The organism is Faecalibacterium sp. An121 (assembly GCF_002160915.1).
Lineage (GTDB): Bacteria > Bacillota > Clostridia > Oscillospirales > Ruminococcaceae > Faecalibacterium > Faecalibacterium avium.
The window spans coordinates 97,656-113,815 of sequence record NZ_NFLM01000006.1 but is presented as its reverse complement, the minus strand read 5'-3'; the positions used below and the strand labels follow the sequence as shown (position 1 = coordinate 113,815).

General features: G+C 61.6%; 16 protein-coding genes. 5 read left to right on the top strand and 11 right to left on the bottom strand.

What is annotated here, in order from left to right:
• Positions 1 to 58: 58 nt before the first annotated feature.
• The gene (locus tag B5E66_RS05035) at positions 59 to 889 is read left to right on the top strand and encodes a MurR/RpiR family transcriptional regulator (protein WP_087229518.1); all 831 of its coding nucleotides are present in this window, start codon (positions 59 to 61) and stop codon (positions 887 to 889) included.
• A 366-nt stretch (positions 890 to 1,255) separates the two neighbouring features.
• Here B5E66_RS05035 and B5E66_RS05030 read toward each other — a convergent pair whose 3' ends face one another.
• The 7 genes from B5E66_RS05030 to B5E66_RS05000 all read right to left on the bottom strand — a co-directional run bounded on the left by B5E66_RS05030 (position 1,256) and on the right by B5E66_RS05000 (position 7,592).
• Complete coding sequence (locus tag B5E66_RS05030) at positions 1,256 to 1,738, bottom strand: GNAT family N-acetyltransferase (RefSeq protein ID WP_087229515.1); 483 nt, start codon at positions 1,736 to 1,738, stop codon at positions 1,256 to 1,258.
• Between the two features lie 17 nt (positions 1,739 to 1,755).
• Complete coding sequence (locus tag B5E66_RS05025) at positions 1,756 to 3,069, bottom strand: L-cysteine desulfidase family protein (RefSeq protein ID WP_087229512.1); 1,314 nt, start codon at positions 3,067 to 3,069, stop codon at positions 1,756 to 1,758.
• A 3-nt stretch (positions 3,070 to 3,072) separates the two neighbouring features.
• Positions 3,073 to 4,356, bottom strand: a complete 1,284-nt coding sequence (locus B5E66_RS05020; RefSeq protein ID WP_087229509.1) for an L-cysteine desulfidase family protein — start codon at positions 4,354 to 4,356, stop codon at positions 3,073 to 3,075.
• Positions 4,357 to 4,463: 107 nt separating this feature from the next.
• A complete protein-coding gene (locus B5E66_RS05015; RefSeq protein WP_087229506.1) occupies positions 4,464 to 4,715 on the bottom strand; it encodes a glutaredoxin in 252 nt (83 codons plus the stop codon).
• 3 nt (positions 4,716 to 4,718) lie between these two features.
• The gene (locus tag B5E66_RS05010) at positions 4,719 to 5,087 is read right to left on the bottom strand and encodes a RidA family protein (protein WP_087229503.1); all 369 of its coding nucleotides are present in this window, start codon (positions 5,085 to 5,087) and stop codon (positions 4,719 to 4,721) included.
• Between the two features lie 45 nt (positions 5,088 to 5,132).
• Entirely contained in the window at positions 5,133 to 6,401 is a 1,269-nt protein-coding gene (locus B5E66_RS05005) for a dicarboxylate/amino acid:cation symporter (protein WP_087229500.1), read from the bottom strand.
• Positions 6,402 to 6,422: 21 nt separating this feature from the next.
• Positions 6,423 to 7,592 (bottom strand): MalY/PatB family protein, encoded by a 1,170-nt coding sequence (locus B5E66_RS05000; RefSeq protein WP_087229497.1) that lies wholly within the window; start codon positions 7,590 to 7,592, stop codon positions 6,423 to 6,425.
• Between the two features lie 275 nt (positions 7,593 to 7,867).
• Here B5E66_RS05000 and B5E66_RS04995 point away from each other — a divergent pair, with 275 nt between their 5' ends.
• Positions 7,868 to 8,572, top strand: coding sequence for a helix-turn-helix domain-containing protein (locus tag B5E66_RS04995; RefSeq protein ID WP_206393031.1), 705 nt, complete (start codon positions 7,868 to 7,870; stop codon positions 8,570 to 8,572).
• A 422-nt stretch (positions 8,573 to 8,994) separates the two neighbouring features.
• Here B5E66_RS04995 and B5E66_RS04990 read toward each other — a convergent pair whose 3' ends face one another.
• From B5E66_RS04990 to ptb, 4 genes are all read right to left on the bottom strand, one after another.
• Complete coding sequence (locus tag B5E66_RS04990) at positions 8,995 to 9,684, bottom strand: RDD family protein (protein ID WP_087229491.1); 690 nt, start codon at positions 9,682 to 9,684, stop codon at positions 8,995 to 8,997.
• Complete coding sequence (sppA, locus tag B5E66_RS04985) at positions 9,668 to 10,642, bottom strand: signal peptide peptidase SppA (RefSeq protein ID WP_087229488.1); 975 nt, start codon at positions 10,640 to 10,642, stop codon at positions 9,668 to 9,670. The genes B5E66_RS04990 and sppA overlap by 17 nt, the downstream gene beginning before the upstream one ends.
• Positions 10,643 to 10,915: 273 nt before the next feature.
• Positions 10,916 to 11,983, bottom strand: a complete 1,068-nt coding sequence (gene buk / locus B5E66_RS04980; RefSeq protein ID WP_087229485.1) for a butyrate kinase — start codon at positions 11,981 to 11,983, stop codon at positions 10,916 to 10,918.
• Positions 11,984 to 12,002: 19 nt separating this feature from the next.
• Positions 12,003 to 13,082 carry a phosphate butyryltransferase gene (gene ptb, locus B5E66_RS04975; protein WP_255396628.1) on the bottom strand — a complete coding sequence of 360 codons (1,080 nt, stop codon included), beginning with the start codon at positions 13,080 to 13,082 and terminating at the stop codon, positions 12,003 to 12,005.
• A 387-nt stretch (positions 13,083 to 13,469) separates the two neighbouring features.
• Between ptb and coaD the strand changes: the two genes are divergently transcribed.
• The 3 genes from coaD to B5E66_RS04960 all read left to right on the top strand — a co-directional run bounded on the left by coaD (position 13,470) and on the right by B5E66_RS04960 (position 16,152).
• Positions 13,470 to 13,973, top strand: coding sequence for a pantetheine-phosphate adenylyltransferase (gene coaD, locus B5E66_RS04970; protein WP_087229478.1), 504 nt, complete (start codon positions 13,470 to 13,472; stop codon positions 13,971 to 13,973).
• A gap of 118 nt (positions 13,974 to 14,091) precedes the next feature.
• Positions 14,092 to 15,279 carry an acetyl-CoA C-acetyltransferase gene (locus B5E66_RS04965; RefSeq protein ID WP_087229475.1) on the top strand — a complete coding sequence of 396 codons (1,188 nt, stop codon included), beginning with the start codon at positions 14,092 to 14,094 and terminating at the stop codon, positions 15,277 to 15,279.
• Positions 15,280 to 15,366: 87 nt separating this feature from the next.
• Positions 15,367 to 16,152 (top strand): enoyl-CoA hydratase-related protein, encoded by a 786-nt coding sequence (locus B5E66_RS04960; protein WP_087229472.1) that lies wholly within the window; start codon positions 15,367 to 15,369, stop codon positions 16,150 to 16,152.
• Positions 16,153 to 16,160 lie beyond the last annotated feature (8 nt).

Below are 16,160 nucleotides of genomic sequence, written 5' to 3'. Positions count from 1 at the left end.
AATGGTTCGGCATTTTCGAGTTCTCAGATACACCCTGGTGTGATGACAGGAGGCGTCTATGAATCTTTCCTTTCCCCAAATGCCGGAAAAACTGACCAGCACCGAACAGGACATCGTAGAGTACATCGCCGCGCACCGGGATGAATTTCTCTGCATGACCATCGGGCAGCTGTCGGCGGCGCTGCATATCTCGGAGGCCACGGTCTCCCGCTTTGCCCGGCATGTGGGCTGTGAGGATTTCAAACACCTCAAGCGGACGGTGGTGGAACAGACGATCCAGCGCGGGCCGGTCCAGAAACTGAGCAACACCCTGCAAGCCAAGGAAGGCGACATCCTTGCCGCCTGGCTGGAACAGCAGCACTACAACCTGCAAAAGACCCTGGACCTGCTGGACCGGGAGGCCTTTGCCGCAGCGGTGGCCGCCCTGCTGGGGGCGCGCAAAATTTTTCTCCACGCCCGCAACGCCTCCCGCGCCCCGGCCGTCCTGCTGGAATATCGGCTGCGCCGCATCGGGCTGGAGGTGGAACAGCTTCCGTCTGCCGGCAGTGAACTGGCCGAGCGCCTGGCTTCCATCGGCCCGCAGGATGTGGTGGTGCTGTTCGGTTTTGCCAAGGTATCGGAGGCGGCCGGAGTCATTCTGGACCGGCAGCAGCAGGCCGGCTACCGGACCATTCTTTTCACCAGCCGCGTATGGCACGGCGAGGGCCCCCGCGCCGACATCGAACTTTTTGTCTACCGCGGGGACGAGAAGGAACAGCACTCGATGAGTTCTCCTATCTCGGTGGCCGAGGCCCTGAGCCTGGCCCTATCGGCCCAAATGGGCGACGCCGCCCTTGCCCGCCTGGACGAGATCCAGCAGCTCAAAGCCGCTTATAAGGACCGGCTGTGAGAAGATGCGGCGGTCTGGTGCACCCAAATACAAAATCCGAACCTTTCTCCCATGGGAGAAGGGTCCGGATCGAGCGTGCCTCTTTCGCCCCGCAGCGATAAAAGCAGCAGATACCTGTACGGATCTGCTGCTCAGCGTGCCGCAAAAGCGCCACGCTTTAGGGGGAACCCATTTCTGCGCGCAGTCGCGCGTCAGAAATTCTTTCCCCCTAATATTCCCCTGGGGACAAAATTTGGCGCTGAACCATGCACTCGGCCTTGCGGCCTCGCACACTCTCAGCACCAAATTTCCCTGTCGGTGTCCCGACCGTACGCACATGTCGTCCGGTCGGGACTTTTTTGCACGGTTTGGATGGCGGCAAGCGCATTACAGGCGCAGCCGCATTTGATACCAGGTCACGTCCCCGTGGGTGGAGCGGGACACGCCTTCGTTCACAAAGCCGAACGTTGCATAGTAGTGGACCAGCTTGTCTTTACAGGTCAGAACGACGCCCTTGCGGCCCTGGGCGCGGGCCTGGTCGATGACGTGGTGCAGCAGGCGGGCGGCACAGCCCTGCCGGCGGAAATCGGGCAGGGTGTCCACGCCAAAGATCATCTGCCAGGCGCCGCTCTCGCTGTGGAGAGAGGCATCCTCGTACATCTCATCGGCCAGGTCGGGCGTGTCGGTGCACATCCCGTTGACAAAGGCCACCGGCTTTCCTTCCTCCAGCAAAAGCCAGAAGTGTTCCGGATAGACGGCCAGACGGCGGGCCAGGCTTTCCCGCCCGGCTGCCTCGGCGGCCGGGAAGCAGGCCGCTTCGATGGCGGTCAGGGCGTCCAGGTCCGCCGGCACGGCAGTGCGTATCTCCATGGTTTTGCCTCCCTCCTTCACTGGTCCTGCAGCATGATCTTGACGATCTCTTTGTCGGTCTCCCGCATCCCTTCGCGGCCCAGCTGGCTGACGTTCCGGATGGTGTTCTCGACGCCCTTGGTGACGATGCCGTCCCCGGCGCGGAACTGCTGGCCGTTCAGGTACATATGGTAGCCCATGATGCCCGCCTCCACGCTGGACGCGATTTTGGCGGCGCAGCTGGGCTTGGCCCCGTCGCAGATGATGCCCGACACGATGGCCAGCGCATTGACCAGGGTGTGGGCGATGGCCTTGTAGTCCGCCCCCTGCAGGTAGGCGATGCCGCAGCCGGCGGCGCACCCGGCGCTCACGGCGCCGCAATAGGCTGACAGGCGCCCGATGCCGCTCTTTTCGTGGATGGCGATGAGGTTGGAGACGGCCAGCGCCCGGTACAGCCGGTCTTTGGGAACGGCCAAAGCCTTGGCGTACTCGATGACAGGCACCGACACCGTGATGCCCTGGTTGCCGCTGCCCGAGTTGATGACCACCGGCAGCTCACAGCCGCTCATCCGGGCATCCGAGCCGGCGGCCGCCTTGGCGATGGCCCGGTTGCGCACGTCGTCGCCGTAGAATTTCAGCATGGTGGAACCGATGTTGGCCCCATAGTCGCCCAGCAGCCCCTCCTCCGAGATCTGGGTGTTGTACTGGATCTGGGTGTCCAGCACCGGGCGGATGTCATCCAGCTCGCAGCTGTCGGCAAAGTCCAGGATGGCCGCGATGGTCAAAAGATCCCGGCCGGCCAGACCTTCTTCGGTGGGGGCGCTGCCCTCATGGCCGCAGGCAGTCCCGCTTTCCTCCACGGGAATGTCCAGCAGCACCTGCCCATCCTTTTCGATGTGCACGATGTTGGTGTGGTACTGGGCGATGCGGACAAAAGCCGTCTTTTCCCCCGCAGTCAGGCGGACCAGGATGTCGAAGATCTGGCCATTGTCCACCGCCTCGACCTGGATGGGTGTGCTCTCCAGAAAGCGATGCATCCCGGCTTTCTGCTCACTGGTCACGGACGAGATGACCTCGAGGGCCTTGTCGGCCTGACCTCCCACGATGCCGGCGGCGGCCGCCGCTTCGATGCCCTTCAGGCCGTCGGTGTTGGGCACCACCACGCTTTTGACGTTTTTGATGATGTTGTTGCTGACGCCCAGCCACACCGTGCCGGGCAGACAGCCCAGCACCTCCCGCGCCTTGGCGGCGGCATAGGCAATGGCGATGGGCTCGGTGCAGCCCATCGCGGGGATCAGCTCTTCCTGCAAGATGCGCACATATGCCTGATAAACGTTGCTGTTCCGTTCCATCGTTCAATTTCCTTTCTGCTTGTGCTCCAGAATGTCGATCATGGTCTTTTCGGTGCCCGTCATGCCGGGGGAGGCGATCAGCCCCATGTTCCGCATGGTCTGCTCGGGGGTGGGACCGTTGATGCCATGGATCGGATCGATCGCGATGCCCTGCATTGCCATGGAGACAGACCGGTAGGCGGCGTCCACCGCCACCACGCCCTTCATGGTGCAGCCCTGATTGCCGCCGTCGCAGATCATCCCGGTGATGCTGCTGGCCATGTTGCAGATGGTCCGCGCCATGGCGCCCGCATCGCCGTCCCGCAGAAGGACAAGGCCGCAGGCCATGCCGGTGCCCGCCGCGATGGCGCAGCCGCAGAATGCCGACAGCTTGCCCGAATACTCCTTGATGTACATACAGACCAGATAGCTCAGGGCGGCGGCGCGCAGCAGTTTCTCCTCCGGATATCCCTGTACCTGACAGGCGGCGTAGAGGGGCATGGTGGCGATGATCCCATGCGCTCCCGACCCGGTGATGCTCATAGCCGGCTGGGGCAGGCCCAGGACCCGGGCTTCAATGGCTCCGTTGCAGAGCAGGGAAGCGGTGGCCTGTTCGTCCCAGGAAATGAGCCGGCCGCCGTTTTCGGCCAGCAGATAGCGGGCATAGGTGGTTTTGGGGCTGTCCAGGCCCGCTTTGCAGAGGGCCAGATTCATCTCGAAGGCGCGCCGGATGAAGGCGATCTCGCCGGCCGGCACGGTGAGGGCGTAATCCCGCAGCTGTGCCAGAGTGTAGCGGTGGATCAGGGGGACGGCGCCGCCGTCCGGAACGTCTTCCGGGACCGGCTTTTCAAAGACGGTGCGGCCGTTCTCGGTGATGCGGACGATGTTGGTATGGGTATCCCGGATGGTGACGGAGGCTTCCTGTTCTTTGGCGGTCACGGTGGCTTCGATGAAGATGCGGCTGCTGATCCCGGCCATTTCCACCCGGACCATCCCGGCGTCGACCATCTCTCTGGCCTGGCGGGCCTGTTCCGGAGTGATGCCGTCCAGACATTCCAGACCTTTGTCCGGGTCTGCCCCCACTGCGCCCAGGGCGGCGGCGTGGGCGTTGCCCACCTCGCTGCTGCCGGGGATGCCGCAGGTGAAGGCGTTTTTGAACATACCGCTGTTCAGCCGCAATGTGATCCGGCGGATAGCGCCGCTGGTGTGCCGCCGGGCACAGGCCACCGCAAAGGCAATGGCTCCCGGCTCGGTGACGCCCAGCGCCGGCTTCATGTCCTGCCGGATCAGTTCGGTCAATTCGTGCATGGGCACGCTCCTTTCGCCTCTCCTTCCCACAAGAGGACCCCGGCGCGGCGGGCGCCGGCCGGGGTCAACCAGGGAAATTAGGAGGGTATATCGTGGGTTTGGCGGGTTTAGCGCAGGATGTCGTGCAGGTCCAGCGTGAGGCTGCCGTCCTCCTGTACAAAGCAGGGGACGCCCAGCCGCCGGGTGCCGCGGATCTCAGCGTAGAGGGGGCTGTTCTCCCGGATCTGCAGGTAATCCTGCAGGGCTGCATGGCAGGAGAGGATGTCTTTGAATTCCACTTCTGCGCCGGCGGCAGCCAGCTGATGGAGGGCATAGAGGGTATCGGGGCAGAGATGACTGCCGATGACGGTCACGTTCATGGCTCACACCTCCGCAATGGCTTCGATCTCACAGAGGACGCCTTTGGGCAGGGCCTTGACGGCGACGCAGCTGCGGGCGGGTTTGCCGGTGAAGTAGCCTGCATAGACCTCGTTGAATGCGGCAAAGTCGCCCATATCGGCCAAAAAGCAGGTGGTCTTGATGACCCGGGTCAGGTCGGAGCCGGCGGCTTCCAGGATGGCCTTGACGTTCTCGCAGCTCTGGCGGGCCTGGGCGGCGATCCCTTCGGGGATGCTGCCGTCGGCGGGGCTGGCGGGGATCTGGCCACTGGTATAGACGATGCCGTTCACAACATAGCCCTGCACATAGGGGCCGATGGCGCCGGGGGCGTTCTTGGTGTCGATCAATTTCATACAAATGCTCCTTTTCTCATGTCTGTAAATGGGGTGTGCGTGGGCTCAGCGGGCCTGCTTGCGGGCGCTGGCCTTGACCAGCCAGTCCTTGCCTTCCACCAGGCGGGTGACCATCATGGAGGCGATGGTGTCGCCGGAGGAGTTCAGGCAGGTGGCAGCAGGGTCGAAGATGAAGCCCAGGGTCGCGATGATGGGGAAGGCTTCAGCCGGGAAGTTGAACATGCTGACGATCAGCATTTCGCCCACCAGGCCGCCGCCCGGCGCGCCGGACAGGACAAAGGCCGAGAGGATGGCCACCACGATGGCCATGCCGTAGGTGCCTGCGCCCGAGAAGTCCATCCCGAAGATGCCGTACAGGAAAGCGATCTTGACGATGGAGGACAGGACCGAGCCGTCCATGTGCATGGTGCAGCCCATGGGCAGGACCAGGTCGCTGACATCCTTGGGAACGCCGATGGCGTCGCAGGCTTCTTTGTTGACGGGGATGGTGGCGGCGGAGGACTGGGTGGCAAAAGCGGTGATGGCCGGCGGGAAGATGTGCTTGATCATGGTGGTCACGCCCAGCTTGCCGGCGGCCAGGAAGGCGTAGAAGGGGAAGAAGATGACGGCGTAGAGCAGGCACAGGGGATAGTAGACCAGCATGGAGCGGCCGTAGTCGCCGATGATCTCGGGGCCGTAGGTGGCCACCAGGTTGGCAAAGTAGGCGCCCAGGCCCAGAGGGGCGATGGTCATGATGACGCCGACAAACTTCATGATGATGTCGTTGAGGTTGACCAGCAGCTTGCCCACAGGGGTCTCGTCGCCGCCGCAGGCCGACACGCAGAAGCCGATGAGGATGGCGAAGATGATGAGGGGCAGCATATTGGACTTATCCCACAGGTCCGAAAAGTCGGACACGGTGAGGGAACTGACGATCAGCTCGGCGGCGGTCTTGGCTTCGCCCACCTCGGCGCTGGTCATCTCAATGGAGGTGCCGGCGGAGGGGCTGAACAGGTTGACCCAGACCAGTACGCAGGCGGCTGCGATCAGGCCGGTAAAGATGAAGGTGCCGATGGTGCCGCCCAGGATGCGGCCCAGACGCTTCATGTTGGCCATGCTGCCCACAGCAGAGGCGATGGAGACGAACACCAGGGGAACCACGATGGTGAACAACAGGTTCAGGAAAATGTCGCCCACCGGCTTGATGGCGGTGCCCACACTGGGGGCGAAGGCGCCGATCAGCGCGCCCACAACGATGCCGCCCAGGATCAGGATCAGGTTGCCGTACTGCTGCCAGAAGGTCTTTTGTTTGATGATGTTGGACGATGTAGACATGATTCGGTCCCTCCCTTTCCGTTACAGGGCATCTACGGCGGCTTTCAGTTGGGCCATGGCCTTTTCCAGGGTGGCCCTGGGGCAGGCTGCGTTCAGGCGCATATAGCCGCTCAGGCTGCGGCCGAAGGTGTAGCCCTCGTTCAGGCCCAGCTTGGCCTTGTGGATAAAGAAATCGCGCAGTTCCTCGTTGGTCATCTGCAGATCGCGGCAGTCCAGCCACATCAGATAGGTGGCATCGGGACGGTTGGGCTTGATCTGGGGGATGTTTTTGGCGCAGTAGTCGCAGACATAGTCGAAGTTGGCCGACAGATAGGACAGCAGCTGCTCAAGCCACTCCTCGCCCTCGCGGTAGGCTGCTTCCATGGCCACCGAGCTGAATGCGTTGTTGCGGTGGATGTCCATTCCGCCCCAGAATTTGTCGAAGACGGCCTTCATCTCTTGGTTGGGGAAGATGGTGGTGCTGGCCTGCAGGCCGGCCAGGTTGAAGGTCTTGGTGGCCGAGGTGCAGGTGATGATATGGCTCGCGATCTCAGGCGAGAGGGAAGCGGTGACGGTGTGATGCTTGCCGTGGAAGATCAGGTCGGAGTGGATCTCGTCGGACACCAGGAGCGTTCCGTTCTCGATGCAGATCTCGGCCATCCGGCGCAGGTCGGCGGGGTCCCAAACGATGCCCAGGGGGTTGTGGGGGTTGCACAGCAGGAAGATGCTGCACTCCTTCGCTTTGGCGGCAAAGTCGTCGAAATCGATATGCCAGCGGCCGTTTTCCTCCACCAGCTGGTTCTCCACCACCGTGCGGTCCCAGGCTTCCACCACGTCGTAGAACTCCGAGTAGACCGGTGTCTGGATCATCACCTTGTCGCCGTCCTTGCTGAACAGCTTGACGATGGCCGACAGGGCCGGAACAACGCCCAGGCTCCAGCTCATGAGGGCGGTGTCGGGCTTCCAGTGGTTGCGCTTGACCTGCCACTGCTGCACAGCCTCAAAATAGCTGTCCGGCCGGGAAGTGTAACCCCAGATGCCTTCCTCGGCTTTTGCCTTGCAGGCGTCGATGATCGGCTGCGCCGTGCGGAAATCCATATCTGCGACCCACAGAGGGATGACGTCTGCTGTGCCGAATTTTTTGACCCGCTCATCGTACTTGGAGGAACGGTTGTGGCTGCGGTCAATGACCTCATCAAAATTGTACTTCATACGAGACTCCTTTGCTTGGTTGACTCAGGATCGTCTTTCCCGTCGGCCGCCGGGCTGTCCTTGTTTGTGCCTTTACTATACCCAAGACTTGCCCCGTTGTCCAATATGCCGGAATTTATCCGGAGGAAACAATTTGGACGAAAAGTTTCTTCAAAGTGGAAATTTGGCTTGTTTTCAGGGTGCAAATGCCGTATAATGAAAAAAAGAGCCAAAAGCGGATTTTTGTGTATTTATCGGAAACTGCACAATTTGAACGAACAAAGGGGACGTTTTTTGTGGATATAGTGCATGAAATCGGCGAACGCATCCGGTATTATCGAAAAAGGAGGCAGATGACCATCGACCAGCTGGCAGCGGCCATCTGCAAGAGCAAATCCTGCGTTTCCAAATATGAGAATGGGCAGATTGCCATCGACCTGGCCACCCTGTACGATGTGGCCGCCGCGCTGGAAGTGCGGGTGACGCAGCTGCTCTATCTGCCGCCCGACCGAACCCCCGGCCTGCCGGGCGGGGCGGTCCCCGCCTTCTTTTCGGGGCTGGACCGCTTTTACTGCTACTATTACGATGGCCGGAGCAACAGCATCGTGCGCAGCGTGGGGGACATTCTGGAGGAGACGGAACCGGGGTCCTTCCATGTCCATATGTACATGAACGTGGACGACTATGACCATTACCACCTGTGCGAAAACCTCTACGACGGCCGTCTGACCCATTTTGATACGCTGAGCCTGCTGGTCCTGCAAAACCAGCATATGGAGATGGACCTCTATCAGGTGGGCATCCCCAGCCCTTATATGAATGGACCGGTCAAGTGGGGGCTGGCATTCGGCATTTCCAGCCGCCCGCTGATGCCCACCTCCACCAAGATCCTGTTCGCCAAGAGCCCGCAAAAAGAAACGCCCGAGTTTGAAAAGAGCCTGCGTCTGTCCAAAGAGGATATCCGGCTGATGAAGCTGTACAATATGCTGACCATCCTGTGATCGCGCTGCCCCGGCGGCTGGGGCGGCGGAGGTCAGCAGAAAAAAGTCCTGTCCAGCCGACATGTGCGGATGGACAGGACACATACAGGGAAATTTAGCGCTGAGAGTGTGCGAGGCCACAAGGCCGAGTGCGCGGTTCAGCGCTAAATTTTGTCCCCAGGGACTGCGAAGCTGAGGCGCGTCCTGCGGACGAAACAGCCGAAGCGGAGCAGGGGCAGCGGTCTGCCTTTTGCAAGCCCGCTGCGACGGGCGCAGCAAAAGCAGGGAACCGCAACCACCAGGGGGAAGGAATTTCTGCCGCGCGACTGCGCGCAGAAATGGGTTCCCCCTGGAGCGTGTCGAAAACGACACGCTAAGGGCATCCCTTGCGGGATGCCCTGTTTTGGCATTGTAGGGGAGATGCCGCAAAGCGGAAGCTCCTTTTACGGATCTTCGGTTTTGGATACCTCCGGCGCGGGTGCGTCCTGGACAGCCTCGGATGCTTCTGCGGTGGGCGTATCCTGGACGGTTTGGGGCGCTTCCGGTGCGGGCGCAGCCGGAATGGTCTTGGGAAGTTCCGGCGCAGGCGTATCCTGGACGGTGGTTTCGGGTGCTTCCGGCGCGGGCGCAGCCTGGGTGGGCGCAGGAACAGGAGCCGGCGCGCTGGGGTAGACCTTCACACGGCGGGCATAGATGACCCGGGTGTCGGCCAGCATATCATGCAGGGCGGTCTTTTCTTTGGTGAAGGCGGCCATGAGGTAGCCGATGCAGGCAAATCCGCTGAGGTATTTGCCCACCGTCTCCCGGTAGACCAGACTGAACAGCCCCGGGTCCGAGCCGTCCCGGGCCACCACCCGCAGGTTCATAACCCGCTTGCCGGGGGTGGCTCCGCAGCGCCATACCAGCAGGATGTTGTACAGCGCTGCCAGCAGCCAGAACAGGATATCCTGCAGGGTATGGTCAAACAATACCTGGCCCCCCAGAGGGGTTTGTTCCAGCAGTGCGAAGGGCCCTGCCAGGGCCAGCCGTACCGCCAGCAGTCCCACGGCCAGGATGGCGCTGTCCAGGGCAAAGGCGGCCAGCCGCACCCAGAACCCGGCGTAGGTGCAATCTTTCTCAGTACAGGTCTGCATAGTACATCAGCCCTCCTTGCGTCTGCTGGGCCAGCTCGGTCAGCACCTGTGCCTCGGACTTGGGCATCACCCGATCCACGGCGGACAGCAGGGTGTCCAGCAGGCGGGCGGGCCCGGCTTCCAGGGTGTAGAACCGACCGACCCCGCTTTCTTCGCTGATCGCGGCTTTGGCCTCGTCGTACAGGCAGATCTGGTCGATCAGACCGTTGTCCAGGGCCTGCCGGGCGGTATAGGTCCGGCCGTCGGCCAGGGTGCGGACGGCGGCCTCATCCATGCCGCGCCCTTCGGCCACCACTTCCACAAAGCGGTCGTAGCTCTCGTCCACCTGGCTTTGGTAGATGGCGATCTGTTCTTCGGTCAGGTCGCCGGCCTTGAAGGGGCCGCTGGTGATGTTCTCCTGCCGGATGCCCAGCTTGTCGTACAGACCGGTCATATCCACCGCCGACATGATCACTCCGATGGAGCCGGTGGTAGTGTTGGGGTTGGCGTAGATGGTATCCGCCGCAGCCGACACATAATACCCGCCCGATGCGGCATAGTGGCCCATATAGCACCAGATGGGACGGCCGGTGACCTGTTTGTACTCCTGCAGCTTCCGGTACAGCTCCTCGCTCTCGTACACTGCGCCGCCCGGGGAATCCACGTCCAGCAGGATGCCCTTGTTGGACTCGTCCTGCATCAGACAGTCGATGTATTCCAGGGTGGTGGTGTGCTGGTAGGTCTGGCTGGTGCCCAGCAGGGTGGTGGAGGTCTGCTCACCGATGGTGCCTTTGACCTGCACCACGCCGATGTAATCCTCGTCCGGGGCCTGGAAGGTATAGCCGCCGGTCAGCCCCACCCCTGTGGGCTGGACAGGAACGAGGGAAGCAGCCAGTTGGTGCGTGAGTACGCTGCTGACCCCCGTGACGATGAACAGGGCGGCCGCAGCGGCCAGCCCCACGATCTGCTTGGTTTTCATTGGATCACTCCTTGCTGTTTTTGATCTGCTTGGGGCGTATCGGAAAACTCATCCATCCTGAAAACCGGCATAGCGCAGGTGCCGCGGCGCTCATGCGTCTTGCATCCGCATCTTTCTGGCAAATGGTTCAGTATTTTTGACTTCTCAGATACACCTTAAAGATTACCACCAAGCGGGGCCGCGGTCAACCGTCCGCACTGCCTGCGCAGCAAAAAAGCCCCCGCCTTCCCGCAAGGGAGGGCAGGGGCGTGTTTGGTCGCAGAGGGGAGCGAATCAGTATTCCTTGGCCTGCTCTTCGCCGGTGACCACCCGCAGCGCGCCCTGGCACAGAGCCAGCAGCTCATCTTCGCCGGGATAGACGGTGATGGGGGCGATGAAGCCCAGATACTTCTCCAGCATCTCATAGGTGTAGGGATCGTAAGCGATGCCGCCGGTCAGGATGATCTGGTCCACCTTGCCGCACAGCACGGCGGCCATGGCGCCTGCATCCTTGGCGATCTGATAGTAGAAGGCGTCCTGCACCAGCTTGGCCTCGGCGCTGCCTTCCTTCACCATCTTCTCCACCACGCGGGCGTCGTTGGTGTGCAGGTAGGCGTTGAAGCCGCCGTTGCCGCAGATCTTCTTGTAGATCTCCTGCTGGGTGTACTTGCCGCTGAAGCACATCTTGACCAGGTCGCCCACCGGCACGGTGCCGCTGCGCTCGGGGCTGAAGCAGCCCTCGCCGTCCAGGATGTTGTTCACGTCCACCACCTGGCCGTGGTCGTGGGCGCCCACCGACACGCCGCCGCCCATGTGGATGACGATCAGGTTCAGGTCCTCATAGCGGGCATCGTGCTCCTTGGCATAGCGGCGGGCCACGGCCTTCTGGTTCAGGGCATGGAAGATGGAGCGGCGGGGCAGCTCGGGCATACCGGACAGGCGGGCCTTATCGGTCAGCTCATCCACCACCACCGGGTCCACGATGTAGCTGGGCACGCCCAGCTTGTCCCCGATCTCCCGGGCCAGGATGCCGCCCAGGTTGGAGGCGTGCTGGCCCTGCACGCCCTTCTTCAGGTCGGCCAGCAGCGCATCGCTGACGGCGTAGGTGCCGCCGGGGATGGGCTTGAGCAGGCCGCCCCGGCCCACGATCACATCCAGGCTGTGGGGGTCGCAGTTCTTTTCCTTCAAAAAGTCCAGAATGATCTCCTTGCGGAAGTCCTTCTGATCGATGACGCTTGCGTATTTGGCGATTTCCTCGGTGGGGTGGCGCAGGGTCTCCTCGAACAGCAGCGTTTCGTCCTCGAACACACCCACCTTGGTGGAGGTGGAGCCGGGGTTGATGACCAGCGTTTTGATCGACATACTCTCTTCTCCTTTTTGTTTACTCAGCCTTCAGGTTGGCGGCCACGACGGCGGCCAGGGCAATGGAGTTGACCTTGGTCTGGAAGGAATCCGACCGGCTGGTCAGGATGGCGGGCACGCGGGTGCCGGTCAGGATGCAGCCGTTCTTGCACTCGGCAGTGTGCACCAGGGTCTTGTAGACCAGGTTGCCGGCCTGGATGTCGGGGAACAGCAGGATGTCGGCGCAGCCGGCGGCCGGGCGGTCCTGGGCGCCCTTGTGTCTGGCGGCCTCGGGGTCGATGGCGATATCCATCGACAGGGGACCATCCACCACGCAGCCGGTGATCTTGCCCTCGGCGTTCATCTTGCGCAGCTCGTCTGCGTCCACGGTGCAGGGCATCTTGGGGTTGACCACTTCCACAGCGGCCAGGGGAGCCACCTTGGGGCACTCCACGCCGCAGGCATGGGCCACGGCCACCGTGTTCTCAATGATGTGTACCTTGTCCTCCAGGGTGGGGTAGGTCACAAAGGCCACGTCGGTCAGGAACAGCAGCTGCTCGATCCCCTTGACTTCAAACACCGCCACATGGGACAGGGTATTGCCGGTGCGCAGGCCCACTTCCTTGTCCAGGACGCTCTTCAAAAAGGTCTTGGTGTCCAGCAGGCCCTTCATGTACATATTGGCCACGCCGTCATGGGCCAGCTTGACCGCGGTCAGGGATGCCTTGACCTTGTCGGGCTCGTTGATGATCTCATAGCCGGACAGGTCGATGTCCAGCTGGGCGGCGATCTTGCGGATGGCGGCCTCATCGCCTACCAGAATGGCGTCTGCGATGCCCTGCTTGCGGGCCGCGTCCACAGCCTCCAGGACGGCGTCGTCTTCGGCGGCTGCCACGGCCAGCTTCTGCTTGCCGCAGGTCTTTACTCTTGCGATCAGATCCTCGAAATTCATGGTACTGCACCTCGTTTTCATTTCCACTGCATAAAAAGAGGGGACACGCCCCGTTGTTAAAATAATAACACGGTATGCCCCCCGGGTCAAGTGGACGCGCCGGCGCGTCCTTTGGGATGGATGGGCCCTGCTGCACAGGGATTCAAAAGCTGTACATATTCTGCACATCGGTTGAACACATCCTGCTGGTACAATCGGGCCAGGCTGGAAAAGGGAAGCCAAAGGCCTCTTTTTGGGCCCCTTACGCTGATAGTTATAGCATTAACGAAGTCGAGAATCAATAGAAAAACGCAAAAATGACGCTGTCATGCCCTCTCTTGGCAAAATCTACAAAAAGATGAGAGATTGTTTTAAATTGTTTGGGGCATGAAAACAGAAAATCTGCACAAAACTACTTGATAAACTTTTGACAATGTGCTTTACTATGGGTGTCAGGAGGCGAGGGACGCCGACTTGGCCCACAGGTCGTTAGAAAAATAACGACAGGGGCCGTTTGACACGGAACGCAGGGCCGCTGTATGGCAGGCCCGTGCGCAAAACAGGGAGGCAGTTTCCATGGCCATCGCCATTTATCCCGGCTCGTTCGACCCGGTCACACGGGGGCATCTGGATATCATCCACCGGGCGGCCAACATCCACGACCAGCTGATCGTGGCGGTGCTGATCAACAGCGCCAAGCGGCCGCTGTTCACCATTGAGGAAAGGGTGGCGCTGCTGACCGAGTGCTGCAAGGACCTGCCCAACGTCACCGTACAGAGCTTTGACGGACTGACGGTGGATTTCGCAAAAAAATGCCACGCCACCGTGATGGTGCGGGGGCTGCGGGCCGTCACCGACTTTGAAAACGAGATCCAGCTGGCCCAGACCAACCACGCCCTGATGCCCAGCATCGAGACGGTGTTCCTGGCCACCAGCATCAAGTGGAGCTATCTGTCCTCCACCGTGGTCAAGGAAGCGGCCCGCTACGGCAGCGACATCAGCCAGTTCGTCACCCCCAATGTGGAGAAGGCCGTGCACGAGAAATACAGCGCTCTGCGCACAGCCGGCCCGTCCTTATAAAAGGGCACATCCATGCAAAAGCCCCTGAGGGCGCATCCCAAAGGGTTTTTGATAGAAGGTTTTATTCGCAGCAAATCCGTCCTTCCACACAATCAACCATAACAGGAGGCAAACAAACATGAAAAAGATCGTCATTGCATCTGCATGCCGCACCGCCATCGGTAAGTTTGGCGGCACCCTGTCCAATGTGCCCGCCGCCGAGCTGGGCGCCATCGTCATCAAGGAGGCCATCAACCGCGCCGGCATCAAGCCCGAGCAGGTCGATCAGGTGTATATGGGCTGCGTCATCCAGGCTGGTCTGGGCCAGAACGTGGCACGTCAGGCTTCGATCAAGGCAGGCCTGCCTGTGGAGACCCCCGCTGTCACCCTGAACGTGGTGTGCGGCTCCGGCCTGGAGTGCGTCAACAACGCGGCACGGATGATCGAGGCCGGCGATGCCGACATCGTCGTGGCCGGCGGCACCGAGAACATGGATATGGCTCCCTTTGCCATGATGAAGGGCCGCTACGGCTACCGCATGGGCTACCCCATGGGCAAGAGCGAGCTGGTGGACACCATGGTCAACGATGCGCTGTGGGATGCGTTCAACAACTACCACATGGGCATCACCGCCGAGAACGTGGCTGACCAGTGGAACCTGAGCCGTGAGGATCTGGACAACTTCGCATACAACAGCCAGCTGAAGGCTTCCGAGGCCATCAAGAACGGCGCCTTCAAGGACGAGATCGTCCCCGTGGTCATCAAGAACAAGAAGGGCGACATCGTCTTCGATACCGACGAAGGCCCCCGTCTGAGCACGCCCGATGTGCTGGCCAAGCTCAAGCCCGCCTTCAAGAAGGACGGCAAGGTCACCGCCGGCAACGCTTCCGCCATCAACGACGGCGCGGCCGCTCTGGTCCTCATGAGCGAGGACAAGGCCAAGGAGCTGGGCATCACCCCGATGGCCACCTGGGTCGCAGGCGCTCTGGGCGGCGTGGACCCCTCCATCATGGGCGTCGGCCCTGTGGCCGCTACCCGCAAGGTGATGGCCAAGACCGGCCTGACCGTGGCTGACATGGATCTGATCGAGGCCAACGAGGCGTTCGCTTCCCAGTCCCTGGCTGTGGCACACGACCTGGAGTTCGACATGAACAAGGTCAACGTCAACGGCGGCGCCATCGCTCTGGGCCACCCCGTCGGCGCTTCCGGCGCCCGCATCCTGGTCACCCTGCTGTACGCCATGAAGCATCGCGGCGCCAAGAAGGGCCTGGCCACCCTGTGCATCGGCGGCGGCATGGGCTGCGCCACCATCGTCGAGATGGACTGAGCCTGTCTGCGAAAAAGATCCGATCCGGGCGGGGGACGCAGGCTCCTGCGCCGCCCCGGCCCGATAGTCTGAAAGGAAACGACAAAAATGGCTTTTGTGAAAACTGAAGTGCAGGGCGCGGTGGAGATCATCACCATCGACCGCCCCAAGGCGCTGAACGCGCTGAACCCCGAAGTCCTGGCCGACCTGAAGGCCGCCTTTGAGGCCGTGGACCAGGATACCATCCGCTGCATCGTGCTGACCGGAGGAGGGGACAAGAGCTTTGTGGCCGGCGCGGACATCGGCTCGATGAGCACTATGACCAAGGCAGAAGGCGAGGCCTTCGGCAAGCTGGGCAACGACATCTTCCTGATGATCGAGCAGTTCCCCATCCCCGTCATCGCCGCAGTCAACGGTTTTGCGCTGGGCGGCGGCAATGAGCTGGCCATGAGCTGCGATATCCGCATCTGCTCGGACAACGCCGTCTTCGGCCAGCCCGAAGTGGGTCTGGGCATCACCCCGGGCTTTGGCGGCACCCAGCGTCTGGCCCGCCTGGTGGGCCTGGGCATGGCCAAGCAGCTGGTCTACTCGGCTTTGAACATCAAGGCCGACGAGGCTTTGCGCATCGGTCTGGTCAACGCGGTGTATCCCCAGGCCGAGCTGATGGAGAACGCGCTCAAGCTGGCCGGCAAGATCGCCAAAAACGCGCCCATCGCGGTGCGCAACTGCAAGAAGGCCATGAACGAGGGCATCTCGCTGCCCATCGAGAAGGCCGTGGAAGTGGAGGAGAAGCTGTTTGGCGACTGCTTCGAGACCCACGACCAGAGAGAGGGCATGGCTTGCTTCCTCTCCCGTGAGAAACCGAAACCCAAGGCTGTTTTCACCAACAACTGATGTTTTAA

Bases quoted from the DNA above. Each gene is read 5' to 3' on its own strand.
- B5E66_RS05035 (WP_087229518.1), top strand. From the start codon at position 59: ATGAATCTTTCCTTTCCCCAAATGCCGGAAAAACTGACCAGCACCGAA.
- B5E66_RS05030 (WP_087229515.1), bottom strand. From the start codon at position 1,738: ATGGAGATACGCACTGCCGTGCCGGCGGACCTGGACGCCCTGACCGCC.
- B5E66_RS05025 (WP_087229512.1), bottom strand. From the start codon at position 3,069: ATGGAACGGAACAGCAACGTTTATCAGGCATATGTGCGCATCTTGCAG.
- B5E66_RS05020 (WP_087229509.1), bottom strand. From the start codon at position 4,356: ATGCACGAATTGACCGAACTGATCCGGCAGGACATGAAGCCGGCGCTG.
- B5E66_RS05015 (WP_087229506.1), bottom strand. From the start codon at position 4,715: ATGAACGTGACCGTCATCGGCAGTCATCTCTGCCCCGATACCCTCTAT.
- B5E66_RS05010 (WP_087229503.1), bottom strand. From the start codon at position 5,087: ATGAAATTGATCGACACCAAGAACGCCCCCGGCGCCATCGGCCCCTAT.
- B5E66_RS05005 (WP_087229500.1), bottom strand. From the start codon at position 6,401: ATGTCTACATCGTCCAACATCATCAAACAAAAGACCTTCTGGCAGCAG.
- B5E66_RS05000 (WP_087229497.1), bottom strand. From the start codon at position 7,592: ATGAAGTACAATTTTGATGAGGTCATTGACCGCAGCCACAACCGTTCC.
- B5E66_RS04990 (WP_087229491.1), bottom strand. From the start codon at position 9,684: ATGCAGACCTGTACTGAGAAAGATTGCACCTACGCCGGGTTCTGGGTG.
- sppA (WP_087229488.1), bottom strand. From the start codon at position 10,642: ATGAAAACCAAGCAGATCGTGGGGCTGGCCGCTGCGGCCGCCCTGTTC.
- buk (WP_087229485.1), bottom strand. From the start codon at position 11,983: ATGTCGATCAAAACGCTGGTCATCAACCCCGGCTCCACCTCCACCAAG.
- ptb (WP_255396628.1), bottom strand. From the start codon at position 13,082: ATGTGCAGAATATGTACAGCTTTTGAATCCCTGTGCAGCAGGGCCCAT.
- coaD (WP_087229478.1), top strand. From the start codon at position 13,470: ATGGCCATCGCCATTTATCCCGGCTCGTTCGACCCGGTCACACGGGGG.
- B5E66_RS04965 (WP_087229475.1), top strand. From the start codon at position 14,092: ATGAAAAAGATCGTCATTGCATCTGCATGCCGCACCGCCATCGGTAAG.
- B5E66_RS04960 (WP_087229472.1), top strand. From the start codon at position 15,367: ATGGCTTTTGTGAAAACTGAAGTGCAGGGCGCGGTGGAGATCATCACC.